A 25436-nucleotide genomic window follows, 5' to 3' on the forward strand; every position below is an offset into this window, starting at 1 on the left:
ACCCGGCTATGGATGCCATTGAATTCGACCACCATGCCGTTGAGGCATCGGTCCGGTCGCTGTGGGAGGAGCAGGACATTTATCGGTTCGACCGCCAGGCGGTCGGCCCGGTATTCAGCGTCGATACACCTCCGCCCTACGTATCGGCATCCCACCTCCACGTCGGTCACGCGATGAGCTACGCACAGCCCGATTTCGTCGTTCGGTACCGCCGGATGCGTGGTGATCGCATCTTCTACCCGATGGGCTTCGACGACAACGGCCTGCCCACAGAGCGGTACGTCGAGAAGGCCTACAACGTCAAGGCCGTCGACATGCCGCGCGCAGAGTTCGTGGCGCTGTGCTTGGACGAGACGCGCAAGACCGCCGGACGCTACGAAGACCTCTGGCGCCGCGTCGGCCTCTCCGTAGACTGGTCCTTGCTGTACTCGACGATCGATGAGCGCTGCCAGCGCACCGCTCAGTCAAGCTTCATCAAACTTCACCAGGCCGGACACATGCGGCGCGTGGAAGACCCGATCATCTGGTGCACTGAGTGCCGCACTGCGCTTGCCCAGGCAGATGTCGAGGATCTGGACCGCACCAGCAAGATCCATAAGGTGGCGTTCACTGCCACCGGCAGCGGCGACCAGATCGTGATCGCGACTACGCGCCCTGAATTGCTGCCTGCGTGCGTGGCGCTCTACTTCCATCCGAAAGATGAACGATACCAGCACCTGCTCGGCACCACTGCCACCGTTCCGGTGTTCGACTACCAGGTGCCGATCAAGACCGACGAAACCGTCGACCCCGAGTTCGGCACGGGTCTAATGATGGTTTGCACGTTCGGCGATGGCGAAGACGCCATCAAGTGGCGGCAAGACAGTCTTGATCTCCGCCTCGTTGTCACCTCCGACGGGCGGCTCAACGAGCTCGCCGGCGAGTTTGCCGGCCTGCAATTGTCGCAGGCACGGTCTGCGATCGCTGCTCGGCTCGGCGAGGTCGGCAGCTTGTTGGAGAGCACCCCGATCAAACAGACCGTCGGTGTGCACGAACGGTGCCTCACCCCGGTGGAGTTTCAGATCCGGCCCCAGTGGTTCATCGGTGTGCGCGAGCACCGCGAGGCCCTGCTGGCCCGGGCCAAGGAGCTGCACTGGATCCCCAGCCACATGCAGCGACGGCTGGAAGACTGGATCGAAGGACTGAAATGGGACTGGAACATCAGTCGCCAGCGCCATTTCGGAACGCCCTTCCCCGTGTGGTTCTGCGAGGACTGTGGCAGGGCTGTGCTCGCCGATCTCGAGACCCTGCCCATCGATCCGCTGGCCACCGATCCGCCCGTTGAGCGTTGCCCGGAGTGCGCGGGCAGCTTGGTTGCGGATCCGGACGTCATGGATACCTGGATGACGTCCTCCCTCTCGCCGCAGATCAACGATGGCTGGGCCGAAAACGGCTTGGAATCCAACCCTCTGCTGGCGCCCATGAGCCTACGTGTCCAGGCTTTCGAGATCATCCGGACCTGGCTCTTCTACACTCTCGTCCAGTCGCACTTTCACTTCGACCGGTTGCCCTGGAACACTGTGATGATCTCCGGGTGGGGTCTCAACGAGCAGGGCAAGAAGATCGCGAAGCGCGACTTGGAACAGTCGACCACCGCCGACGGGTTTAACCGGTACGTGCCCGACCATATGATCGATCGCTATGGCGCCGATGCGCTGCGGCTGTGGGCGACTAAGGCGCGCATCGGGTCCGACCTTCGGTACAACGAGAAGGACGTCCGTACCGGCCGGAAGCTTCCGGTCAAGCTGTGGAACGTCGCCCGATTCATGACCATGAACGGCTTCGACGGTGGGCACCAGCAAGAAATCGAGCCCGGATCGTCTGTGACGGCCGTTGATAAGTGGATGTTGTCACACCTCGCCGAGGCCCTTGACGAGGTTACGGCGGCTATGGACGACTACGATTACATGACTGGCTACCAGGCCGCGTCGCGGTTCTTCTGGTCGATCTACTGCGACCGCTACATCGAAATGATCAAGGACAGGTTCCTCGACCCCGGCTCGTACCCGGACGAGGAGCGGCACAGCGCGCTTTACGCCATGGACGTTTCTTTCCGGGCCATTCTCGGCATGTTCGCTCCGTTCGCTCCGTTCGTGACGGAGCACCTGTACCAGAAGCACTTCCGGGCACGAGAGCAGATCGTCAGCCTTCATCTCACTTCCTGGCCCACCCCTGCGGGCGAGTGGAGGAGCGACCGCACGATGATCACCCACATGTCCACCGTGCTGGATCAGGTGCGTGCGCTTCGAAGCCAACTCCAGCTCGGCAACAACACCAGGCTAGCCACGCTCATTCTTAACAGCAGTGATGAGCAGAGCCGCTCGCTGGCGACGGCGATGGCCGCTCACCTGCGTGCCGCCGCTCGCGCCGAACAAGTCGTCTTCGGCGCCGCGGCTCACGAAAGCGGCGTGCCCGGCATCGCGATCGATATCGTCGCGTGACCGCGGGGGCCGGCCACGCGGTGGCCGGCCCCTGTTCGATGTCCTATCCGAGCCAGCAGCTTGGAGACGCCATGCCCTCTCGCCCCATCAGCTTTTCCCCCGGCCCGTCCATGCTTCCTGACGAGGTACTGGCGAAGTATGTAGCGCAGGTCACTTCGTACAGAGATTTCGGCCTCGGCATTCTTGAATTGGGTCACCGGACGCGGCAATTCGAAGATCTCTTTGATGACACAATCGACCTGCTCCGAACCTTGCTCCATCTACCGGATGCGTACGAGCTCCTTATAATCCACGGTGGTGCACGATTCCAGTTCTCGATGTTGCCGGCGAATCATCTTTCCCCAGAGCGCACGGCCGACTATCTCGAATCTGGGCATTTTGCCAGAGCCGCAGCGGTAGAGGCAGCGGCATACGGCGGTGTGCATGTTGCCGCCAGTAGTAGCCGTAGCAGTTTTCTCTCCATTCCTGAGGTTAATGCAACGCGTTACTCCAAGGACCCGGCGTACGTCCACTACACGTCAAATAACACGGAAATGGGCACTCAGTATGAGCGCCCGCCACAGCCTCCAGAATCAACCTGGCTGGCATGTGACGCCTCAAGTGACTTGCTTACCCGCCCCTTCGATATCGCGCAGCATGGGTGTATCTACGCCACGTCTCATAAGAACCTGGGGACCGCAGGTCTCGCACTGGTCATTATGCGCCGAGATCTACTTACGCCAGTGAGGCCAATTGCTCCGTTCATGAGCTACGCAACTCACGCGGCCGCCAAATCGAGGTTCAACACGCCGCCCGTGAGTACGATCCTCGTCCTTAGGCTCATGGCCGAGTGGACTGCCGCTAACGGCGGAGTGGAACGCATGGCGTCCCTCGCGGAGGCGAAGTCCAAGCTCCTCTACGAGGCCCTCGATCACAGCGAGTTCTATCAGGCGCTTGTCCACTCGCGCCACCGGTCTAAAGTAAATGTCACTTTCAAGGCGCCGACGGCTGATCTTGAAGAGAGATTTCAGCGAGAGGCTGAGGAAGTCGGGCTTGTTGGGCTCTGGGGTTACCGTAAGGTCGGGCATCTGCGTGCGTCACTGTTCAATGCCGTCCCGCTTGAAGGCGTCGAGCGCCTCGTGGATTTCATGGCCTCTTTTGCTCGCCGCAGCAAGTAAGGATGAGCTGTTATTAGCGGAATTGAGGGGCGATTTACATTGGACGTCGTTTTGACTAATGCTTCACCCATTATGCTCGGTCCGCCGTCGCCTCCGGCGGCGCCCCATCTCGGCACGCTGTACACCCTGAGCCTCCTCGATGCTGCAAAGCGGATGTCTGCATACCTCGGGAGGCCAGCCTTGGTCCCAGAAGCCTGGAACCTGTCAAGCAGACGTATCGAGTCTCAATTTGCTGATGAGGGCGAGGAGTACTTCAACTATTGTGCTGGCGCGGTGGCACAGGCACGGTCGATCCTGGCGAAGTTCGGCATCGATCTGGACCAAGATGTGCCTGTACGGGACGATGTGCACGAGAGTCGAGTTGAACTTCAAAGCGCTGTAGTAGAACTATGTGAGCGTGGTGAAATCGCTGAGCGTCGTGTTGAGGAAAAATGGTGTTTTCCCTGTCAGCTCGCTCTTCCAGCCACTTCGGCGACAACTGTGTGCTTCCAGTGTGGCAAGGACCTCCAACTGCGGCAAACAACGGACTGGTTCCTACGGCTCGATACGTTTCAGATCTTTGAACGCGCGATCGCAGTCCGATGGAATCCGCCCTATGCGCTTCGACGCTTTCAAAACCTAAAGGACATCAACCCCTGGTATCGAGTCCAGCACGGCAACCGCCGTCTAGGAGTGCCGTCGCCTCTGAGCTGTGGCCAGATTCTCGATCCACGTCTCGTGGCGGCACTGTACCCGACGGTCCTCCGGGGCCGCGGCTTCACTGGTCCCATTACGCTCTTCGCTGGGATGGATATCCAACGCAAGTGGCTCGTTCTCACGCTCGGCGCCAACAGATCAGACGCGCTCCCTGTGGGTATCGTGAATCACGGCGTCCTACTCGACGCCAGCGGAAGGAAGCTGTCGAGATATACAGGAGCCTCTATCGCAGATTCTTCCGAAACAAGTGAGTTCACAAACGTACGCGCAGCACTTCTATCTTGCACTCTGGGTAAGGATATCGTGGCTGCTAGGATTCCGATCGCTGCTGCTTCGCGGCTGCGAGAGAAGGCAGTCAACTGCCTGAAGTATCTGAGGCTTCAGCCAACGGTGCCGGATTCCGCCGGCGTCGACGTGGACTCGGGAATGAGGGAAGCGCTTGGTCGAGTTGATCAAGCTCTGATAGCCGGAGACGTTACTGCTGCTCTCGCGTATTTTCGCAAAGCTGTCGTTAAAACGCTGTCCAATGACCTTATCCCGCAGGTGCGCAAACAGGGCCTCCGTCGTTGTGAGCAGACCCAGAAGCGCCTTGAAATCCTGTTCACGATCTTCTTCGGCCCGGAGCCGCGCCTGCACGGGTAATGACAGGCTCCGGGCACCCGGGCGAGCAGGCCCTACGCATGCTCGGCTGGGCATCGTCACACTTCGAGGTGCGCGGCAGCGCGTGCAAATGGTGTCCAGCGTGGGTGCGGTCAGCGGCATCGACCATTGATACGTGTCGGCACTGGGACTCGTGTCTAATGCCGATGCTGGAAGCAAGTACCGACTGCACCTCAGTGAGCACCAGGACCTCACGGGCTCCTTGATTTCGACATTATTGCGCAGTCATCGAGTTCTGTTTCGCTGCAAGCATCTGTGGCGTACTCTGAAGGGTACTCAGGATCATTCGAGCGGCATCGCATAAGGTCAGGGGCGCCACGGCGAGCCCGGCCTGGTGTCTGCTCAGAAGCCGATGTGGGGAACCAGGTGGCTCAGCAACCGCGGGAACTCGACCCGACCATCAGTGCGAGGGCGCTGTTCGGCTATCAGCTTCGCCAGCTGCGAACTGCGCGGGGCCTGTCCCTAAACGATCTCGGACTCCGTGCGCATCTCTCCGGGGCCGCGATTGGCACCTATGAGAAGGGCCGGTCACTTCCGCCCGATCAACGCACGGTCGAGTTACTGGACGAGGCGCTTACCGGGCACGGCCTACTGAGGGCAGTGTGGGCCTTCGCTCAACGACGCGCCGAGCATGCTGACAGTCATGCTGACAGTGTGCGAGTAGGTTCCGCAGTGGGCACGATGAATCTCGTGAGCCACTCTGATGATGATCCAGTGCGGGCGGCGGCTGCGCGCGCGGCGGATTTCGGCGCGTGGGCCGAGCGTGCCGGGCTCGGCCCGGTCACGATCGAGCTCCTGCAGCAGCACGTCAGATCGCTCGCCCACGACTGCCTGCGCCAGCCGCCGGCGGAGGCTGCCCTCAAGGCTGCATATCTGGCGGACCACGTCTATGGTCTGATTCGCGAGACCCACCGGCCCGGCCATGCAAAGCAGCTCTACAGCATTGCATCGCAGATCAGCGGGATCCTTGCGTGGCTATCGGGGGACCTGGGACAGCTGGATGCCGCAGTCTTACAGGCACGTACGGCATGGGCGTGTGCCGAACTCGCAGAGGATCCGGCGACATCCGCGTGGGCGTGCGTCGTGTCATCCAAGACAGCGTTGTGGCGTGGCGACCTCGTTGGGGCAGCCGACTTCGCCCGCCGCGGTGCCGGTATCCGAGCGCCGGGCACCGCGGCGGTCATGCTCGCCTGTCAGCAGGCAGACGCGCTCTCTCGTTTGGGTGCGACGGACGAGACGCGCAGTGCACTACGAGACGCTCTCGACGCAGCCGACCGGCCGCGCAGCACCGACGCGGTTGGCGGACTACTCGAATGCGGGCCCGTGCGACGGCTCAACTACTTCTCCTCCGCGCTACTGGAGATCGGAGAGCCAGAGGAGGCTCTGGCCGAAGCCGAGGCTGCACTGGAACTGTGCGGGGGAGAACAGCACATCGGGTTCGGGACGATCGCGCAGATCCACATCACAAGGGGTATGGCGCTCACGAGGGCCGGTCGGGTCGACGCCGCCGCCGCGGCTCTCCGGCCAGTGCTTGATCTCCCAACCACGCGCAGACTCGCGACTCTGACGAATCGTCTCGCGGAGTTGCCCGCATCGCTCGTCGGCCGACGTCTTCAGGGACGCGAGGCGCAACCACTCGCCGATGAGATCATTGAATTCTGCAGCCGGCCCGCGGCCGCGCCAGCGCTGCCAGCCATTGCATCCGAGGAGGAAGTGCCCTGATGAGCGACACCTCAAGCTACAGCGCGCCGACGACTGCTGACCATTGGTGGTGGCGTGAGGGTTGGGGGCCGGGCACGCGCTTCTTGACCTGGCACCTGACGTTCCAGCAGGACGAGGTACTTCACGCGCACGCTGCGGCTTACCGCGACCTGCTCGGCGGGTTCGCTCAGCTGGACTTGGTCGCCGATCATGGACTGCACATGACGATGCAGGGCGTCGGGCTGGCGACGGATATCGACGCGGCCCAGTTGGCAGCGTTGATCGACGCCGCGCGGAAACGGCTGGCACGCGTGCGTCCGTTCGAACTGCATCTTGATAAGCCTGCATTCACCCCCGAGGCGATTCGCTGGGACCCCGAGCCGGTTTCTCCGGTGACCGAGGTACGCAGGGCTGTGAGGGCGGCGATTTCTGAGGTCCTGGGCAGCGTTCCCGAGGCCGAGGACGGCTTCGTCCCGCATGTCACGATCGCCTATGGCAACCGTGTGGCGCCGGCGGGCCCCATCATCGCCGCGATCGAGGAATCGAAGGTGCCCCCAGTCACCGTAGCCGTCAATCGGGCGGACCTAATTGTGCTTGGTCGAGACCGGCGCGAATACGAGTGGGAGTACGCGGCGAAGGTGGAGCTTGGAGGCTGATTCCAAGCCCCGAGTGAGCCCGTCCATACCACCGGTCAAGCGCCGAGGCTGCGCGGACAGTGGGAAGGAACGGCCCTCTCCGGGCTGGAAGTAGCGGGCGCCCTTGGCGCGGTGTGTCCGATGCGTACAGCGGAAGCTGTCAGCATCCAAGGGGTAGCGCAGCGTATGCGGATGCGGGTGTTGTAGAGGCACACAGTTGCCCACACCCAAAGGAGCCGAACGCATGCGCAACGCCGCTATTCGGCCCCCCGCGAGCGCAGCGCCGTGGCCGATGTGGCAGGTCGAGCGCCTCAGCGCCGGCTTAGAGCGATGCGCTCGATCCGAGCGCGTCGAGGGCTTGTCGCCAGGGGAACTCCTGCGGTCGGCCTTGGCCGGTATGCGGGACGTGAGGGGTGAATCCGTCCTCGCCGAGCAGGACACGCACTCCAATGGTCCGCAACTGCGCGACGCCGCGTTCGAACGCGGGATGCGAGGCCTGACACACGTTGAGGTAAGGCATCGCGACGATGGGCCGGAGCGGGAGGTCTCGAGCGGCGTCGTGGATGCGGCGGCCAGCGGCTTCGGCGATCAGGCCAAGTGCCAGGTTGTCCTGGTGCCCGTCGGCCCACTTAGTGGTCGTGTTCAACGTCATCGGCGCGATCAAGAACGCGTCAGCGTCGGGCAGGACGTCGGAGGCGCCGGGCTTCTTGTATGTCGAGCGCACCGGGTGACCGGTGAGTTCGGGCAGGTCGTCGTCGAGCAACGCAGCCGCAGTCGGGGTAAGGATAAGACACGTGTCATAGCCCCGATCCTGCGCGTGGGTGATGGCGCTGCGGATGTGGCGAACCGGCGGTGCTGCGCACCCGATCAGGTAGAGAACGGGCTGGAGGTTCGCGCTCGATTCTGCCCGGTCATCGGTGTCCGCCATCATGCCGAGACAGTATCAAGCTTCGATGTCAACGCTGCGAGCGCGGAATTTCAACTGATTCGCCCGCGGTCCTGGGAAAGTCGCGCGCGAGTTGGATCGCTTCGCGGATCGCGACCGCACGGGCAGGAATCGGACGCTGGCGCAGCTCTGCGGTCGCCCGGAGTCACGTATCAGCCTACGAATTTGTGTGATTGCAGGTCAGGTGCGCCTGTGTCCGATCGATGTCCTAATACTGCCCGGTCGATGCCCTGGACCCGCGCGTGCTCGTGGCCTGAAATGGAGTGTGCTGGTTCTCGAGCCTTTACTACCGAGTCGCTTCATATCGCCCGTTCAGGAAATCGTTGGAGGGGAGCTTCGCGATGAGTGGACCGATGATGCGAACACACCGCCGTGCCTCGGTGCGCGACCGAGAGATCGCCGGTTGCGTGCAGTTGAGGCCGTGTACGAGCTTGATCGGGTTCAGTTCTCCTGCCGATGCCGTGCCGATGAGGCGGGCGCACCACGGTGTGGGTGCGCTGCTGGCGTCGGAGTTGACTGCCAACGGCTGCATGCGCCGTGCGGGCCGAGTCCACGCGCGCGTGAGGATCAGCGAATCCTCCATGACCCAGTGCGTCTCCACAACGGGTGCTTGGTCCGAGGGGCGGAGTGTGTCGGCGTCCGCCGAGGCTGAGAAGGGCCGCGGGCCAACCATCGTCCGAGCCCTGGCTGAGTCCCTCCTGCTCACGTCAGTACGGCGCGGCCGTGGAAGCTGCCAGACCGTTGTGTGCCGAGCCAGCCGAATCGATTATGTTTTCCTTCCGCAAGGGAGTCGGTGAATGGCGGCCAGACTCAAGCCTTTGACGCCGGAACTCACGGCCATACACACGTTCGGCGCTGAACTTCGTCGGCTTCGGATACGCGCTGGCATGTCGCAACCGCAGCTCGCCTCAGCCCTGTATACGTCCAAGTCCACCGTCAGCCGCGCGGAAACAGGTGTGCGGCTGCTAGCGCGTGATCTCGCCGAAGCTTGCGACACCTTGATGCAGGCTGATGGCCTGCTCATCTCGGTTTGGGATACCGCCGCACGCACTGACACGAATGGCGGATCTTCCGCTCCAAGTAGTTCTGTTCCCGCGGCTCGGGCTCAGGGAGGCACGCTCGCACGCGAGGCCGGTTCGCACCAGCATGTCGCGCCCCACAAGCGCGCCCAGGTTCCGCTCCCCACGGGACACTGGCGTACTGAGTCGCGGACCTACCCATTCTCTCGGCTTCGGTACTTCGTCACCCGCAACGACGGGATTGAGCGCGTTGCCCTGCCGCTTGATCGTCCAGGACTGTCGGGACGATCGAGTGCGGGCGCCAGCCCGCCCTCAATCCCTCTAATCGGGCCTAGGGCGCGAGGTAGTTCAGGGTTGTCGGCGAGCTGGCGGCGGCGCCTTTTTCGGGAATCGATCTCAGTACACGGCGATGTTCACGGCGCGGACTCAGACGGGGCCGATTCGGTTGCGTGCCGCGCCAACGTGTCGCGATCTCCGCCGTGCGCCGACCCTGGTCGGCCATCAGAGTCCGGGGCGCTGCGGACGTCTGACCGTGCTCCTTCACATCGAATCCACCTATCTGTCTTGCCTATCCAGTCCCCGGGAATTGACCATGGTTGAGAACCTCCGAGGCGCCAGTCGGCGCCGGGCGATCGGGGTCTCGAGATGAGCGGAGCGTTACACACCGCTGCCGGTATCGCGAGCCTGTCCACCGACGCGGCACGGTTTGCGGCGACGCCCGAGGGGGCGCGGCAGGCCGGGGAGTTCGTGGCGCGGGCGGTTACTGACGCGCGACTGCCGTGGGCGGCGGATCGAGCGGCACTCGCGGTCTATCTCCAGGCTTTGTGGCTGATCCGCCACGGCCACCAGGATGGCCCGATCCTCGTGCTGGCTTCGTACACGCCCGCGGATCGGTCCCTGGTGGTGAACGTGGGAGACGTCGACCGGATGCTCCCCGATGTGGGCGCGAGCGATCCGGGACTTGCCGGGCACGAGCCACTGCTGGCCGCACTTGTCGAGCACGTCGGGTTGTTTGAGGCTGTGGTGACCGAGTCCGGGCGGGTGCTTGCCGCGAGGTTCCGTGTGCGCGGGCCGTTTGTGGTGCGTACGGGCTGGGTAATGCCGCCGTACGACGTCGCCCGCCATCACTACCAGGATTTCGACGGCTCGGTTGAGGCGCGGGCGGGGGCGCAGGCCGCGGTGGCGGCGATCGGCACCGTGCGCGAGGGCTACACGCTAACCGGGGTGCACCTTCAGGGGCCCGAGGATGAGGATTCGGCCTGGGCCAGGGTCGAGCGCCACGGGTCGCCGGCGCCGGCGGGTGCTCTCGAGCTGTCGTTCGAGGAGGTCGCCGAGTTGACGCGGGCGGCGCTGCGGGCGTGCTCGTTCGACTGGGCATCCAGGCAGGAGGCGCCGCCGTGTGACCTGGTGGGTCTGTTTCGAGCCGCGCAGCCCTCGCTGCGGCTGAGCGCGTCTGGGCTGCGGCAGTTCGCGCAGTCGGTCATCGCCGCGAAGACCCCGGCGGGCCCGGTGATCCGCGACCCGCTTCTGGCGCTGGTCGCTGTGGCTCACAGCGATCCCGACCTACCGATCTTCGGCCTGCAGCGCCAGTTGAGCGCGGCATGGGGGGCGCATGAGAACGAGATCGCCGGTGAGCTGGCGCGGCGTAGGACGCTAGCCGATCTGGATGAGATCGCCGCGGACCCGTTGCGGAACCTGGCTCTCTCGGGCTGCTACCACCTGGTCGCGCGCGATCCGCGCACTGGCCGGCTTCGGGTCGCGCGCGAGATCAGCGCCCTGGGTATCGCTGGCGCGGTCATCGCCGAGTGCCTGCTTGCCGGACTGCTCACCATCCAGCCTGACGGCTGCCTGTCGGTGACGGCCACCGACACCGCTGCGGTGCGTGTCTCACTCGTGGCACGCGAGTTGGTCGCGACGGTGGAGGCGGAAAAGCCGCTGCCGATCGAGACCTGGCTGGCCTACGTGGCGACGAAGGGCCCTGACGACGTCGAGCAGGCGCTGCTGGAGGCGGAGGTCCTCGTGCGTGCCGAGCGTAGCGGGCGCCGGTTGTTCGGCCGGGCGGAGGGGGATGCAGTACCGGCGGATGCGGGGCTGGTGGATCGCATCGTCATCCGGGCCACCTTCCCCTCCCGCGTGCCGGAGGCGAGCCGGGCGGTGGCCGCGGTGCTGCATGCGCTGGTGCGCGCGACCGGCCAGCACGAGGCCGACAAGACCACCTGGTGGATGGCGGAGGAGGCCGACGTCGTCGCCGCCCTGCTTGATCAGTCCGGGCCGGATGTGGCCAGGTTAATCGAGTCCGTCACCGCCGCGGTGACCACCACCGTCGCCGCCGGGCGACGGTGACCCTACATCCCCTCTCATCATAAGGAATCGTGAATGACGCAGACGACGGAGACACCGGGGGCCCGCCGCGGCGGGCCCGGTGCCTCACCCGGAACGGTCGAGGCCACCTTGGCCAAGGGCAAGCTCGGAACGTGGATGGTCGCGTTCTTCATGGTCGCGGCCCTGGGCCCGCTGCTGGTGAACGCCGGCACGATGCCGCTCGCGTACGCGGCGACCGGCATCACCGCGGTGCCTGGCGCGTGCGTGCTGGTCGCGCTCGTGCTGAGCGTGTTCATCGTCGGGTATCTCGCGATGTCACGGTACGTGGAGAACCCGGGCGCGTTCTACGCCATGATCGGGCGGGGTCTGGGCCGTCCGGCCGGGGTCATGGCGGGATGGCTGGCGCTGCTGGCCTACGGCGCCTTGCAGTTGAGCTTGTTCGGGTTCATCGGTCCACAGTTGGCCGGGTTCTTGCACGACAACTTCGGCTGGAACGCGAGCTGGTGGGCGTGCGCCTTGGCGGTCTGGGCGCTCGTGGGCATCCTGGGCCTGGCGGAGGTGAACGTCAGCGCGACGTTCCTCGGCATCCTGTCCATGGCGGAGATCGTGATCGGGTTCGTGCTCGATGCCGCGGGCCTGGTCCATCCGGCCGCGGGCGGTTTCCACCTCGGGCCGTTCAATCCAGGGCGGATCTCCTGGGCCGGGGTCGGTCCGATTGGGGCGATTCTGACGCTGTGCTTCGTCGGGATCGAGCAGGGGCCGGTGTACGGGCCTGAGGCGCGCGAGGCGAAGCGCACGGTGCTGCGCGCCACGATCGTCTCGCTGGTCGGTGCGGCTCTGATCTATGTGTGCGCGGCGTGGGCGATGGACGTGCATTACGGGCCGTCGGTGGCGCAGGCCGCCGGAACGCTCGGGCCCGAGGTGTACTTCGGCATGGGCCACGGGTTTGCGGCCTCTACCGGGCACACGCTGCTGTTGACCGGCGTGATCGCGGCGATGCTCGCCTACCACAACACGGAGACGCGCTACATCTACTCCGCCGCCCGTGCCCGCATCCTCCCGTCTGTGCTTGGCCGGGTGGGGCGTTCCGGGGTACCGCGCGTGGCCTCTCTGCTTCAGTCGCTGCTTGGGCTGGGCGCGATCGGGGCGATCCAGCTGTTCCAGTGGAACCCGCAGAATCAGTGGTTCTACATAGCCTCGACGTTCGGCGGCTTCGTGATCATGGGGCTGTTCGCGGTCACGGCCGTCGCGGTCATCGTGTTCTTCCGGCGCGAGGGCAGCGGCGAGCACGTGGCCGTGCGTCTGTGGCTGCCGGTGCTCGCCGCGCTGTTGCTCGCGGGCATGGTCGGCGCGTGTGCGGTGAACCTGCCGCTGCTGTTCGGCATCGGAGCCGGGGATCCGACCATCGCGCGGCTGTACTGGCTGATCGGTGTGACCGCGGCCATTGCGCTGGCGTGGAGCGTGTTCCTGCGCTGGCGCGATCCCGACGCGTATGGAAGGCTTTCCGGCCCCGCCCAGAGCACCCTCCGCGGGCGTCCGGTGGGAGGCGGTGCCGCGTGAAGCGCATGGACACTACCGGCGGCGCGGACACCGCGATCATCTGGCCGCCGCGTTCGGCCGCGCCGGCGCTCGGGCAGACGATCGCAACCGCCTTCCACCTGCTGGCTGCCTCCGGGTACCTCGAGCCCGATCCGCACCTGCGCGCGCAGCGGTTTCCGGCGTACTTCGAGTGCGCCGTCCTCGACACGATCGACGAGGGCACCGCGTACGCGATCGGGATCGACGCCGTCGCGCTGTGGATGCCGGTCGCGGCCGAGGGCCTGCCCGAGGCCGAACTCGACGCGCGGCTGGTCGCAATCGATCCGGGTCTCGCCGAGCGCGACCTGATCTTCCACCGGATCCTGCACGGACGTCACCCGACCGGCCTCGGCGCGTATCACTGGCTGATGATCCTCGGGGTGCATCCGGACCTTCAGGGCCAGGGACTCGGCTCGAGCCTGCTCGACGCCCACCACGCCTACCTCGACCAGCAAGGCCTGCCCGCGTACCTCGAGGCGGCGAGCGAATCGGCCCGCCGGCTCTACCTGCGGCACGGCTACGCCGATGCGGCGGGCGGCCCGATCGAACTGCCCGACGGCGCGGTGATGTACCCGATGCTCCGAGAACCGCGAACGGACTGATCGACGAACCCGGCTGCAGGATGGCGGCTTGCAGGGCAAGGCCCTGTGCCGCGGATCGGCTGACACCGCCGTCCTGAGGCCCGAAGGCTCCCGGTCCGCGCCACGCCCGCCGCAGGGCGCGGGCCGGGTCTAGCCTCCCGGCGCCCGAGGACCGCCCGGGCGCCGGGAGCCCGATCCGCACTAGACCCCGCTGGGCAATCGCGCTCAAGCAGCGTCGGCCGCCTCGCCCACGTCGCATCCGTCGCATCCATGGAAAGGGATCAGGAGATGTTCTGCATGGCCGGACGAACCGCAGCGTCGCGAGCACGGCGCAGCCCGCTGGAAACGGGATCGGCGTGACCACGGTTCTGGCGATCGAGCAGGCGGCCACGGCCACGAAGGCGGTCGTGATCGGTGGGACCGGGCGGGTGCTGGCCCACTCCACGGTCAGGGTGACGACGCGCACGCTCGCGGACGGCGGGATGGAGCAGGATCCGGTGGAGATCTGGCACGGCGTCCGGGCGGCGGCGCGCAAGGCGATCGGCCAGGCCGGGCGGCGCATCGACGTGGTTGCGCTCGCCACCGGCGGCGGGTCAGTGCTCGCGTTCGACCCTGCCTCCGGGAAGCCGCTGAGTCCTGTGATCACCCGGCAGGACCGGCGCGCGGCCGGGATCTGCCAGGAACTCGCCTCTCACGCCGAGACCATCGCGGAGGCGACCGGGCTGCGCCTGAGCCCGCAGTCCACCGCGCCGAAGCTCACCTGGCTGCGGGAGAACCTCACCCGCGACGGGGTAGTCGCAGGCCTCGATGCGTGGTTGCTGCACCAGTTGACCGGCCAGTACGCCACGGATGCGGCCACCGCGTCCCGGTCGCTGCTGGTCGACCTCGACTCCGGTACCTGGGACCCGCGCCTGGCAGCCGTGTTCGGCCTGGGGCACGAGCCGATGGCTCGGATCGTCGCCAACGACGAGGTGGTGGGCGAGGCCGACGCGTTCGGGCCGAGGGTGCCGGTGGCCGGGGTGATCCTCGATGCGCCGGCCGCGCTGCTCGCCCAGCGCTGCTTGAACCCTGGAGCGGTCAACGTCACCTACGGCGCCGGCGCGTTGCTGCTCACGAACCTCGGAGCCAGGCCGACCCGCGGTGAACTGACGTGTTCGACCGCGTGGCGGATCAAGGGCGCGCGCACCTTCTGTCTCGACGGGCAGGTGGCCGCCGCGTCGTCGGCGCTGTCGTGGCTCGTGAAGGTCGGCGTGCTCGACCGGGTCGACGCGCTTGATGACTCGTGCGCGAAAAACCCAGGAGGGACAGTCTTCGTTCCGAGGTTCGACGAGGAGGGCGGGGCGCGGCTGGCGGGAGTGGACCTGTCCACGACGGGTGAGCAGATCGTTTCGGCCGTCGTCTACGGGATCGCCGCCGCGGTCGCCGACCTCTACGACCTCGCCGGGCTGAAGGAGGACGTGCTGCGCGTGGACGGCGGATTGACCAAGTCCGCGTGCATGCTTCAGGCGCAGGCGGATCTCCTGCAGATCCCGGTGGCTGCCTATCCCGGCGCGTACCCCACGGCCCAGGGCGCAGGCGTCCTCTCCCGGCTCGCCCTGGACCGCACGGCCACCCTCGAGCGCGAGACCCAGGCGGCACCGGCCCAGGCCAAGCCCGTGCGGCCGAAATGGTCGGCAGACCAGGCAACCGCGTACCGGGACCGATGGCGTGAGGCCGCAGGGGGCCTCCGCCCAGCACTGGTGATGAGCGCCGCCGCGTGACTCGCCTCATGCTCCCGCACCCCGGGGTCTCCCGGACACCCGTCCACACGACGCGTATCCGGCCCCTGAGGTCCAAGCCCCGGGGTGCGGGGACCTCCCATTACCGCACTACGCATGCGAAGGAGGTTGCCCGTGCCGCCTGCCATGAGTGTCGGCCACGCCCGGCGCCGATGCGACCATCTGCGCGGGGGCTGGCGATGAGCGACCTTCACAAGCCGCTCTCCAGGCCGGCGCCCTTCGGCGACCCACATCAGCGCAGCGAGCGGGCGGCGCTGGTTGAGGCAGTACGGGTCTTGAGGCGCCTGCGATGGCCAGCTCCGCGCACGCGCGAGCAGGCCGAGCAGGTGCAGGCCGCGCTCGCGGGCACCGCACGGGAACTCGAGGCTCTGCGCACGGATCCGCGGATCCCGGCGGGTGTGCGCGATGGTGCGCAGATCCTGCTGGCGCGGATCGGGTTCCTGCGCTCATGGTGGGAAACCCGGCTCGGGGGATCTGCCGACCGCGAGGGCGGCCCGGGCTGGTCGCGCGAGGACGGCGAGGCTCTGGCCGCGGAACTCGTCGAGATCGCGGTGCTCGGTGCGCGGCTGCTCGACGAGATCGAGGCCGAGTTGTGCGCCGGACGCACGCGAACTGCCGCCCCGCGCATCCAGGACCCGGTGCCTGTCGAGAGTCAGCACGAGGACGAACTGTCGCCCTCGCGCACCCGGTGGCTTGCTATGCAACTGCGCGGTGGTTGGCTCGGGCACAGCGTCGCCCTGGGGTGCGTCGCGTTGGTCCTGGCTGGCATGTACGAGTTCATACTCCACGCGGATTCCTTAGCCGCCCCGCAGCTCGGCGCGCTCAGCCCTGAATCACCTCCGGTATCGAGTCCGCACAGCCGCGCGGCGGCGCCGAGCCGTACGGCGGCTGGCATCACGAACCGGGCCTCAGGCTCCGCGCGTACGGGCGCCGAGCCGGCAACCACCGCCAGCGTGGGCATCGAGGCCCTGCAGGTTGACCTCCTTGGCGGCAGTGCCACGCGGCGCGAGGTCGACGCGTTCGTGTCCATCGACACCGCGGACACGAGTGCGTTCACGCTGACGGTGACGTACTGGGGCACCGTCGGCGGCCGGCGGGTCGGGCAGAGCTCGTATACGACGACGCTCACAGGCGCCCGCTCCTACCGGCTCCCGTTCGGCATCCCGGCAGACGGCTACTGCGGGGGCGTGGTGACCGTGACCGCGACGGCCGAGGGGCTGAGCGCGAGCGAGAACACGGCCCCGGGATGTTGAGCCACCACCCTCGCGGCCGGTGCCCGCGTGACCGCCCTTTTGAACCCTGCGCCATCGAGATCGGAGCTGACGTCGTGATCGCATACGAGTATCTGGACGAGGCCATGGTGTGCATCTGCGCGCCGATGCGATCGAGCGGGCAGATCGCGGAGCTGGAGCGGCGTCTCGGGCTCTCCGGCGCGATCGTGCTGGCCCCGGTTCCGCCGGGAGAGCAGCTCACCCCGGACGAGCACGCCCGCCTGAAGGTGCTGCACCTGCGGAAAATCGCGGCCGCCGACTGCGTCGTGGTGGCCAACACCGACGGGTACACGGGACCGGGCACCGCCGAGGAGATCGCGTACACGATGCGGCTGGCCAAACCGCTCAGCTTCCTCGAGGATCCGATCCGCCTCCGCGTAGACCCGGAGGTCTATGCCGGGCTGGTGGGGCGCACCCGGTTCATCGAGTTGCGACCCGCGCAGCAGTTCCCGGCGAAGTTGGCCCGCGGCAGCGTCGTGCGGATCGCCGCTGCCGACGTTGAACGCGGCGCCCTGTTCCGGGTCGCTGGGGTGCTGCGCTATCCGGGACTGATCGAAGCCGCAGCGAGTATCGACCCGACCCGGGTGGGCCCTGGACTGTCGGGCGCGGACCTCGCCGAGCATCTGCGCGGCGCACATCCCGGTACCGACGATGACGCCTATCTCGCGGCCGAACTCGACTTCCTCGGCGAGGAGCACAGTGAGTCAGTCGCGGCGCCGGCTCGCTTGGGTATCCGCGTCGGGCTGCTGGCGCACGGCCCGGACAGCACCGTCGTCCTGGAACGTGGACAGCCGGGGGCGCTCGACTTGCCCAGTGTGCAACTCGGCCCGGGCGAGGATCCGGCAGCCGCAGCGCGCCGACTCGCGTGGGAGCTCTTCGAACAGCGCGCAGACCGCGTGCGCCTGGCCGCGGTGGACCTCAGGGCCGGCGGAGTGTGCGCCGGGTACGTCTTCGACGCCAGCCCGCTCGATCCGGTTCACCTCGCGCAACTGTTCAGGACCGAAAAGACCGGTTACGGCAGGCTCGTCTTCGCCGCCTGCGACAGGGTCCACGCGATGGTCGCGCCGCGCACCGCGCGCGTGATCGCCGCCGTGCTCGAGCGCTTCGAAGACGGTGGGGCGATCGTTCTGGAAGAGGGGTTCGCCCCCGGCACGCGCCTGGTGTGGCAGTGGCACCCGAGCGAGCAACCGCCGAACGGCGTGCCGATCACCCAGGCGGGCGTGTGGGCGTTCGACCGCGACGGGCGGGTGGTCCTGCAACACTGCACCGAACGCGGCGGCGCTTTCGCGCTCCCGGCGGGAGGCCTGGAACCCGGTGATCGGGACTGGCTGGCGACCGCGGCACGCGAGGCGTTCGAAGAAAGCCAGATCCTGATCGACCACCGGGCCGCTCGGCTGATCGGGTTCCAGGTCACCTACGGCGACCGCGGTCATCCGAACGGGCTGGCCCAGGCCCGCTACGTCGCCCCGGTCCTCGGCTACCGCCCGATCGCCGCGGACAGCGACCCGAAGCTCACCCGCCCCCGCGCCCCCTACCGCCGGTACCTGACCGATATCCGCCGCGCAGCCGGCCTGCTCGACTGGGGCCCACACGCCGAGGCCCAGACGCGCGCGGCCGAACAGGCCGCGCGCGAGATGGGCGTGCCGGTTGACCGCCCGGCCGCCGACGGCTACCGCGACCACGGCGATGCGCCGGCCGCCGACTACATCGACGGATGGGAAGTGGTGCTATGACCGCCACCGAGCTACTGCTCATCCGCCACGGTGAGGACTGGTCCCGAGCCGATGCGGCCGGATCCCAGTCCGCGCAGGGCCTGACCGGTCGCGGCCTGGCCCAAGCGCAGGCGCTCGCCGCCTATCTGGCACAGGAGGTCGCGCGGCTCGGCACGATCGCGGCCCTCTACAGTTCGCCGTTGCTTCGGTGCCTGGAGACGGCCACGCCGATCGCGCACGCGCTGCGGCTGACCGCGAACCTGGCCCCGCAGCTGCGGCCCGACGGTGACGAGTGGGAGCGCGTCGGGCGGTTCCTGACGCAACTGTGCGAGGTCCACCGTTCCGGGCGCGTCGTGGTGGTCGGCCACGCCTCGACTCTGACCGCCGCGTCTTCAGCCTTCTCGCGCGCGACGGCCGGTTCCGGTGACTTTGCGCTGGCCACCCTCGGACACGGCTGGCTCAGCCGATGGCGGTACGAAGACGAACAGCCAGAGCGAACCGCGAGGTGGACGCTCCTGCAGCACTGCGACCTCGAACAGCTCCGGCTCGATTTCCCGCACGCCGCGCCCACCACGCAACCCGCAGCGCTGCCACGTCGTTCCCAGAGGGCGGATCTGCCCACCGGCCCGGTCGGAGAACGGAGATAGGCAATGGAAGAGATCAAGCCAGCCGATACCGGGTGGACGGCGCCCGCACTCGCCTGCGGCATCATCGTGATCGACTTCGAGGCGCTCACGCCCGCGGGCCGCCCCATGGAGCCGATCGAGGTCGCGGCCCTCGCGCTACGGCACGACGACGGCCGCTGGTACGAGCAGGCACGCTTCAGCGCCCTGATCCGGCCGCCCGACGACGTCCCGGTGACCGCGCGCAGCACGGCGCTGACGGGGATCACCGCAGCCATGCTCGCGCCGGAGCGCAGCGCGCGAGACGTGCTCGGTGAGCTCGACCGCCGCCTGGCAGCGCCGCCGTATCGGCTGGTCGCGCACAGCGCAGGGACGGAGGGCAGCTTGATCCGCAGACAGGCCGAGCACTGCCCGAACCTGGCCGTCACACCGCTACTCGACACCGTCACCATGGCCAGGGCCGTACTCCCGCACCTCACCTCGCATCGGCTCGATGCCGTCCTCGACCACTACCGCATTACACCTGGACCAGATCGCCACCGCGCAATGGCAGACGTCGAACTGACCACCCAAATCTTCCTCCGGCTGCTCTCGGACGGCGCAGCCGCCGGGTGCTGGCACGACCTGGCCAGCCTTGATCGCGTCGCCGGACGCGCTGCGCCCCGGCCGCCGGCACAGCGTTCCGCCGCGCCATGGGAAGTGGGGGTCCCCGCCTCATGAGCCAACCGACTGGAATCGCCGAACTCTCGCTGCCCATCGAACTCGCACCCTTCGTCCAGGACCGGCTCGGCGACGTGCGGGTCGTGGCGGATTTGTCGTGGCCCTATGAAGGGTCTGAGGTCTACCGGATCCGCGACGAAGACGGCACCGACCACATTCTCAAGCGTCTGATCGATGACACCTTCTACGCCCGGGAGACGGCCGGATACGCCTGGGCGAGCGCGCTCGGCCGTGACAGGGCGCCGCGGCTTGAGGCGGCCGACCCGCATCTGCGCGTCGTGGTCACCACTTTCCTGCCCGGTGTGCTGCTGAAGGAGGCCTACTTGGACCCGGCCCGATCGGCGCAGGCGTATCGGCAGGTCGGCGAGCTGCTGCGGCGACTGCACGACTCTGCGGCGCCTGTGGCCGACTCGGACGTGATCGATCGTCTGGTCGCGCAGACCGACACGCACATCGAACGAGTCGGCGCCGAACTGGACGCGGCTCAGCGCAACTGCATCCACCGTGCCGCGCAGCAACTCGCCACGGTGGCCGCGTCGATGCCCTCGGTGCCGACGCACGGGGACTTCTGGCCGCGCAACCTCCTGATCGATCTAGACAGCGGCACGGTCGCGGTCATCGACTTCGAGCGGGCCGCACTCGCCCCGGCCGTACGCGACCTGGTACGCCTGGAGACTGGCGTCTTCACCCGGAGCCCGGCAGCACGCGACGCCTTCTACACCGGATACGGACGAGATCTCATGCCAGTTGAGGCGACGGCGCTGCGTGCTTGGGCGGTCTTGGACGCGCTCTCCGCCCTCGCCTGGGCCCTCGCGCACAACGACACCCACCTGCTCGAGCACGCTCGCAGGATCCTGAGTTCTGATGATTCCGCTCGGCAGGACGGCCGTCACCCGGAGGCGGCGCTATGAACCGCACTCCCTGGCTTATACGCATCGGCGCCGCAGCCGTCGTAACCATCGCAGCCGCAGGCAGCGCCCTGGCACTGTCTGCACAAGATTCCACTGGTCCGCTCGCAACATGCTCAGCCACCCAGGACCGGCCGGATCCGGTGATGGCCGCCGACGGCTACGTCCAGGCCGCCTACCGGCTCGTCTGCGGCGGCGCGATATCCACCGGCATCACACTCGGGCTCTACTTTCACGCGCACCAGACCAGCGCGGGTGTCATGGTCGCCCAGACCCGGTGCAGCGCCGCGGGAACGACCGTGGACCGTCAGATCTCCGCGCCATGTCGGATCGGTGGGTGGGAGGTCACGCTCGGAACAGACGCTACCTGGTCGGCGCACTACCGAGTCCCTGACTTCGGTTGGCAGCCATCCGGACAGGAGTGGACCGCATCCTCCTGTCCGCGGTTCGTCCCGGGCGTGCAGACCATCGTGTTCGGAGACGGCTCATGACCGCCCGGCTCGCTCGGCCACCGGCGCCAGCCTCTATCGACGCTGACGAGCGCGGCGGCGAGGCGGCGTGCAACCCTTCGCTGCGTGTGCCCGATTGGGCATCAGGGATCGAGCTTCCCGGCGTCATCCCCCTCATCGCGCCGGCACGCCGAGTGCTCGCGGTACTCGCCGCGTTCGACGGAGTCGACGCTCCAGCGGCGGTGATTGCCGCGCACGCCGACCTGCCCACCAGCGAAGCGCTGCGTCATCTGCGCCACCTTGCCCGGCATCACCTGGCCCAGACGAGTGAGACCGACCCGGGTTCCTTCCGCGCCGCGCCAGGCCCCTCGCCGCTGCGCCCCGCGATCCTCACGTGCGACGGCTATACCAGAGCCACCACGTGGCACCTCGCGTGCACTTTCGAGGCCGCTCAGGTGCTCGGTGTGGCTGACCTGCCCGGACGAGAGCAGATCGCACCGGACCCGCAGCGTCCAACGTTGAGCTTCACCGACCGCTCCCACGCGCTGGACTGGTTCGTTGGCGAACGCGCCCGGCTCCTGCGGGAAATCGGAGCCGCGCGCGAGTCGGGCGGCCACGCCCAAGCGTGGCGCCTGGCCTTGCTGACGCTCAATATCAGCACCCTCACGGGGGCGTGGGACGGATGGCAGCAGGCGTATGAGCACGGCATCGCGGCTGCCTACCGCGACACTCACCGGGGTGCTCGCGCGATGCTCGAGGAGTACGGCGGCCACCTTGACCTGGCCGGAGGCAACACGGCGGCTGCGCGCACGCGCTACCAGCGTTCCCTCGAGATCCGCAGCGCCGACGGCGATGCGCAAGCGGTGATCCGCTCCCTCCATGGACTCGGGCTGACCTGGCTGCACGCCGACTCCCTGCCGGAGGCGGAGATCCTCTTCGATCAGGCCGTCGACCTCGCGCGCGAAGCCGGCGACCAAGAGCGCGAAGCCGTCGCCCGCATCCACCTCGGCGCGATCCATGCCCGCACTGGCCGCGCGGGACTGGCCCGCGACGAACTCTCGGCCGCGCTCGCGGCGCCGTTCGCGGCGGGCCACGACCTGTACAGGGTCCACGGGACCGTGGCTCTCGCCGCAGCTCACCGGTCGTGCGATGACCTGGCAAGCGCTGAGCAGACAGCGCTCGAAGCCGTGCACGCCGCCGCGCAGATCGGTATCCCGCTGCTGCTGGCCGAACCGCTGGTCGAACACGCCCGGATCCAGGCCGCGCGCGGCCACCTGCGCGTCGCGCTCGCGCTCCTCCATGAAGCCCAAGCCATCTATGCCGAGCACGACCAGAAGTATTACGCGATGGGCGTCGGCCGCGAGATCGATCGCCTTACCTGCCTGCGCGAACCGGAAGCTTGCAGAGAAGAACATGAATAGTCACTCGTGCGCGGGAATCGCCGACAGAACCTGGACTGGGTCGTTGCGGCCGCGGTGTCCGCATCCTTCGCGCACCGCCGCCGGCTTGGCGTCGTTCGATGCGTGGCCGGGTTCACCGACGCGTGATTACTCAGTGGAATTCGGTGGACACGCCTGGCAATCTACAGTCGAGGTGCGGCGGGCACGCGGGCTGAGATACTCCGCAGCGGTCGTGAAGCCAGACGGGTGCACTCGGGCTATGCAGGGGCTGGCTGGTGCGGGCAAGCGCGATGTTCGCCGGAAGCGGCGGATGCCGGAAGAGATTGGCGCAGCGATGTTCTGGAACGAGCTGAGTCCGATGCCCGCCATGGCAGAGGTCTGAATCGTCTATGAGGGGGTCGTAGGTGCTGGACGAATCGCGTGCACGTAGGTACGCGCTGAAGACGGTGTGCCTGTGCGCGCCGAGTTGGGCCGAGCGGGAATGGCAGCAGGTCATGGCCGTTCTTACAGCGGCCGGCGCGGTCGTGGTCGGCCCGGCCGCCGATGTGACGGGAGCACGTGAGCAGTTCGTCCGGCGGCGGCTTGCGGCGGCCGACATGCTCCTGGTGGTCAACGTCGGCGGCTACGTCACCGACGCGATGACCGCGGAGCTCGCGTGCGCGCTGCGCCTGGATGTGTGTGTGGAGTATCTCGAGCCGCCGGTGAGGATCGAAGCAGGCCCCGAGCTGGGCCGGGTCCTGGCCGAACGAGAAAGCCGGTATGTGGCCGGACCGGCTGGGAAGACTCCGGTGCTCGCGCCCGGGGTGCTGGTGGAGGTCCCCGGCCCGGGCGATGCGATGGTCGTGTGCCGGACCTTGGAACTCGACCGGGACTTCGATCAGGACGCGCTGGCCGCCGCGATGGCGAGGGTCACGGCCCCGGCCGAATCCGACGGCTCCGTACCCTCGTCTCCCGTGCTGCACATCGAGTACGTCGGGGCGGCATCCCCGCGCAGGGCCGCCGAGCGCGCCTATCGCAGATCGCTGCCGCGTACGGTCGCGGGCGCGCACGTGCTGATCCGCGACGGGGCTGGGCGGATCCTGCTGGTGCGCCCGACCGGCTCTTCGCGCTGGTCACTGCCGGGGGGCGGCTTCGACGAGGGTGAGTACCCGTGGCAGGCGGCGCGGCGCGAAGCGATCGAGGAACTCGGGTTCGCGGAGTTCGAGCCCGGCGGGCTGCTGGTGATCGACCAGTGTCCGGCGCGCGCCGAGACCGAGACGCACACCGAATACCTCTTCGACGGCGGCGTCATCGATAACCACGCGATCGCAGCAATCCGGTTACCCGCAGACGAACTCGACGCGTTCGAGTTCGTCGATGCCGACCGTGTCAGCGCTTTCGTCACCCCGCGCCTGGCTCGGCGCATCGCCGGTGCGCTCGAGCGTCTGCGCGATCCTGGCGCGCCGATGGCACTCGAACACGGCTACCGGACCGGGGAGCGGGCGCAATGGCGGTGGCACGCCCCGGATGCGCTGCCGGATCTTCCGGTCGGGCAGGTCGGCGGGTGGCTGTTCGACGAGGAATCCGGGCGGGTGCTGCTGCAGCACCGCACCGATACCCACCGCTACGCCCTGCCGGCCGGAGGGCCGGAGGCGGGCGAGCATCCGCTCGAGACCCTCGCGCGCGAGGCGATGGAGGAATCCCAGGTCGAGGTGTACCTCAACACCGCCGTCCTGATCGGCGGGCAGTCGAGCACCGCGGACCCGCGCTACCCGGACGGAGTGCTCCAACTGCGCTACGCCGCCGTCATCCGCCGCTACCACCCGATCGCCCCGGACGGCGACCCGCACCTGGCCGGGCGCAGGCCCGCCTACCGGCGGTACCTGGTGGATATCGAGCGCGCCGCGGCCCTGCTCGACTTCGGGCCGAGCGGGCACCTCCAGGCGGCCGCGGCCAAGCGTGCCGCGATCGAAGAGCACGGCCTACCGGTCGACCGGCCCGCCCCGGACGGCTACCACGACCACGGCGACCCACAACCCCACACCGCCGCGTCAGCAGGCAGAGACGGAGACGCATCGTGAGCGAAGTTACCCGCGTGACGATAGTGCGCCACGGCGAGGCGGTGATCAACACCGAGCGTGGACTTGCCGCCGCGGACTGCCGCGGTCTCACCCCCCGCGGGCGCGCGCAAGCCGAATACACCGCGACGCACCTGGCCGCGAGCACCAGAGCCGACGGCGGCTTCGACGCGCTCTACGCCTCCCCGCGCCGCCGCTGTGTGGAGTCGGTGGAGCCCGTCGCCAAGGCGTTAAACATGGAGGTGGTCTTCGCGCCGGAGTTGCGCTCGCTCGACCACGGCCCGGGCGACCCGTGGGACCCGGAGTCCAACGCGATCGGAACCATCCCTCCGCTCGCGCCCGAGGCCGCCCCGCTGCCGGGCGCGGAGTGCTGGGCAAGCTACCGACAGCGCGCCGGCGACTTCCTCGCAGCCCTGCCCGCTCGCCACCCCGGACACAGCATTCTGATCATCGCCCACGCCGAAACGCAGGACGCCGCGATTGCCGCCTACTTCGGTCTCGGCCCGGATTCGGGCGCACGTGCCTACCAGATCACCTGGCACACCGGGATCAGCAGGTGGCGCCACCACCGCCAGGTGTGGCCCGGCGCGCACGAGTGCGGGGCGTGGGCACTGCTCGCCCACAACGACGTGCGGCACCTACACGGGACCGGTCTCGAACCCGACGGCACCCAGTGACCGAGCGCAACCGAACTACCACAGCCTATTGATTCAAGTTGGGGAGGGGCGTGACATGCGGATCCC

22 protein-coding genes are annotated in these 25436 nt (G+C 67.6%); 20 read left to right on the forward strand and 2 right to left on the reverse strand.

Annotation, left to right across the window (positions count from 1 at the left end; genetic code table 11):
* Positions 1-8: 8 nt before the first annotated feature.
* The 5 genes from ACTRO_RS36905 (at position 9) to ACTRO_RS36920 (ending at position 7350) form a co-directional block, all read left to right on the forward strand.
* On the forward strand, positions 9-2480 hold the full coding sequence (locus ACTRO_RS36905) for a valine--tRNA ligase (RefSeq protein ID WP_051451961.1): 2472 nt from the start codon (positions 9-11) through the stop codon (positions 2478-2480).
* A 71-nt stretch (positions 2481-2551) separates the two neighbouring features.
* The gene (gene serC / locus ACTRO_RS45015; protein WP_034278455.1) at positions 2552-3637 is read left to right on the forward strand and encodes a 3-phosphoserine/phosphohydroxythreonine transaminase; all 1086 of its coding nucleotides are present in this window, start codon (positions 2552-2554) and stop codon (positions 3635-3637) included.
* A 39-nt stretch (positions 3638-3676) separates the two neighbouring features.
* Positions 3677-4975, forward strand: coding sequence for a class I tRNA ligase family protein (locus ACTRO_RS47750; protein ID WP_157436654.1), 1299 nt, complete (start codon positions 3677-3679; stop codon positions 4973-4975).
* Positions 4976-5359: 384 nt separating this feature from the next.
* Positions 5360-6715 (forward strand): helix-turn-helix domain-containing protein, encoded by a 1356-nt coding sequence (locus ACTRO_RS36915; protein ID WP_169740002.1) that lies wholly within the window; start codon positions 5360-5362, stop codon positions 6713-6715.
* Positions 6715-7350: a 2'-5' RNA ligase family protein gene (locus ACTRO_RS36920; protein ID WP_034270725.1), complete on the forward strand. Its 636-nt coding sequence runs from the start codon at positions 6715-6717 to the stop codon at positions 7348-7350. Before ACTRO_RS36915 ends, ACTRO_RS36920 begins: the two co-directional genes overlap by 1 nt.
* A gap of 301 nt (positions 7351-7651) precedes the next feature.
* Here ACTRO_RS36920 and ACTRO_RS36925 read toward each other — a convergent pair whose 3' ends face one another.
* Together ACTRO_RS36925 and ACTRO_RS36930 are read right to left on the reverse strand one after the other, a co-directional pair.
* Positions 7652-8260, reverse strand: coding sequence for a flavoprotein (locus ACTRO_RS36925; RefSeq protein ID WP_211244541.1), 609 nt, complete (start codon positions 8258-8260; stop codon positions 7652-7654).
* Positions 8261-8561: 301 nt separating this feature from the next.
* Positions 8562-8858 carry a hypothetical protein gene (locus ACTRO_RS36930; protein WP_034270727.1) on the reverse strand — a complete coding sequence of 99 codons (297 nt, stop codon included), beginning with the start codon at positions 8856-8858 and terminating at the stop codon, positions 8562-8564.
* Between the two features lie 214 nt (positions 8859-9072).
* On the opposite strand from ACTRO_RS36930, the gene ACTRO_RS51585 reads away from it, so the two are divergent.
* The 15 genes from ACTRO_RS51585 to ACTRO_RS48420 all read left to right on the forward strand — a co-directional run bounded on the left by ACTRO_RS51585 (position 9073) and on the right by ACTRO_RS48420 (position 25370).
* Positions 9073-9894 carry a helix-turn-helix transcriptional regulator gene (locus tag ACTRO_RS51585; protein WP_084316819.1) on the forward strand — a complete coding sequence of 274 codons (822 nt, stop codon included), beginning with the start codon at positions 9073-9075 and terminating at the stop codon, positions 9892-9894.
* A 45-nt stretch (positions 9895-9939) separates the two neighbouring features.
* Entirely contained in the window at positions 9940-11637 is a 1698-nt protein-coding gene (locus ACTRO_RS36935) for a GPP34 family phosphoprotein (protein WP_034270729.1), read from the forward strand.
* Between the two features lie 33 nt (positions 11638-11670).
* A complete protein-coding gene (locus tag ACTRO_RS36940; protein ID WP_084316820.1) occupies positions 11671-13176 on the forward strand; it encodes an APC family permease in 1506 nt (501 codons plus the stop codon).
* Between the two features lie 5 nt (positions 13177-13181).
* Positions 13182-13796, forward strand: coding sequence for a GNAT family N-acetyltransferase (locus ACTRO_RS36945; protein ID WP_034270732.1), 615 nt, complete (start codon positions 13182-13184; stop codon positions 13794-13796).
* A gap of 335 nt (positions 13797-14131) precedes the next feature.
* Entirely contained in the window at positions 14132-15535 is a 1404-nt protein-coding gene (locus ACTRO_RS36950) for an FGGY family carbohydrate kinase (protein ID WP_034270735.1), read from the forward strand.
* A gap of 293 nt (positions 15536-15828) precedes the next feature.
* A complete protein-coding gene (locus ACTRO_RS36955) occupies positions 15829-16806 on the forward strand; it encodes a hypothetical protein (RefSeq protein WP_157436656.1) in 978 nt (325 codons plus the stop codon).
* 74 nt (positions 16807-16880) lie between these two features.
* Positions 16881-18557 (forward strand): NUDIX hydrolase, encoded by a 1677-nt coding sequence (locus tag ACTRO_RS44450; RefSeq protein ID WP_051451965.1) that lies wholly within the window; start codon positions 16881-16883, stop codon positions 18555-18557.
* On the forward strand, positions 18554-19183 hold the full coding sequence (locus ACTRO_RS44455) for a phosphoglycerate mutase family protein (RefSeq protein ID WP_051451966.1): 630 nt from the start codon (positions 18554-18556) through the stop codon (positions 19181-19183). Before ACTRO_RS44450 ends, ACTRO_RS44455 begins: the two co-directional genes overlap by 4 nt.
* Positions 19184-19186: 3 nt before the next feature.
* The gene (locus tag ACTRO_RS36970; RefSeq protein WP_051451967.1) at positions 19187-19879 is read left to right on the forward strand and encodes a 3'-5' exonuclease; all 693 of its coding nucleotides are present in this window, start codon (positions 19187-19189) and stop codon (positions 19877-19879) included.
* The gene (locus ACTRO_RS36975; protein ID WP_034270741.1) at positions 19876-20790 is read left to right on the forward strand and encodes a phosphotransferase enzyme family protein; all 915 of its coding nucleotides are present in this window, start codon (positions 19876-19878) and stop codon (positions 20788-20790) included. Before ACTRO_RS36970 ends, ACTRO_RS36975 begins: the two co-directional genes overlap by 4 nt.
* Positions 20791-20933: 143 nt before the next feature.
* Positions 20934-21278 (forward strand): hypothetical protein, encoded by a 345-nt coding sequence (locus ACTRO_RS36980; RefSeq protein ID WP_034270744.1) that lies wholly within the window; start codon positions 20934-20936, stop codon positions 21276-21278.
* Complete coding sequence (locus tag ACTRO_RS36985; RefSeq protein ID WP_034270747.1) at positions 21275-22657, forward strand: tetratricopeptide repeat protein; 1383 nt, start codon at positions 21275-21277, stop codon at positions 22655-22657. Before ACTRO_RS36980 ends, ACTRO_RS36985 begins: the two co-directional genes overlap by 4 nt.
* Positions 22658-22895: 238 nt before the next feature.
* Positions 22896-23018 carry a hypothetical protein gene (locus tag ACTRO_RS50575; protein WP_281177925.1) on the forward strand — a complete coding sequence of 41 codons (123 nt, stop codon included), beginning with the start codon at positions 22896-22898 and terminating at the stop codon, positions 23016-23018.
* Between the two features lie 22 nt (positions 23019-23040).
* Positions 23041-24696: an NUDIX hydrolase gene (locus tag ACTRO_RS44460; protein ID WP_157436658.1), complete on the forward strand. Its 1656-nt coding sequence runs from the start codon at positions 23041-23043 to the stop codon at positions 24694-24696.
* Complete coding sequence (locus tag ACTRO_RS48420; protein ID WP_063628136.1) at positions 24693-25370, forward strand: histidine phosphatase family protein; 678 nt, start codon at positions 24693-24695, stop codon at positions 25368-25370. The genes ACTRO_RS44460 and ACTRO_RS48420 overlap by 4 nt, the downstream gene beginning before the upstream one ends.
* The last annotated feature ends 66 nt before the right edge of the window (positions 25371-25436 follow it).

The sequence above is a fragment of the Actinospica robiniae DSM 44927 genome (assembly GCF_000504285.1).
In the GTDB taxonomy this organism is placed as follows: Bacteria; Actinomycetota; Actinomycetes; order Streptomycetales; family Catenulisporaceae; genus Actinospica; species Actinospica robiniae.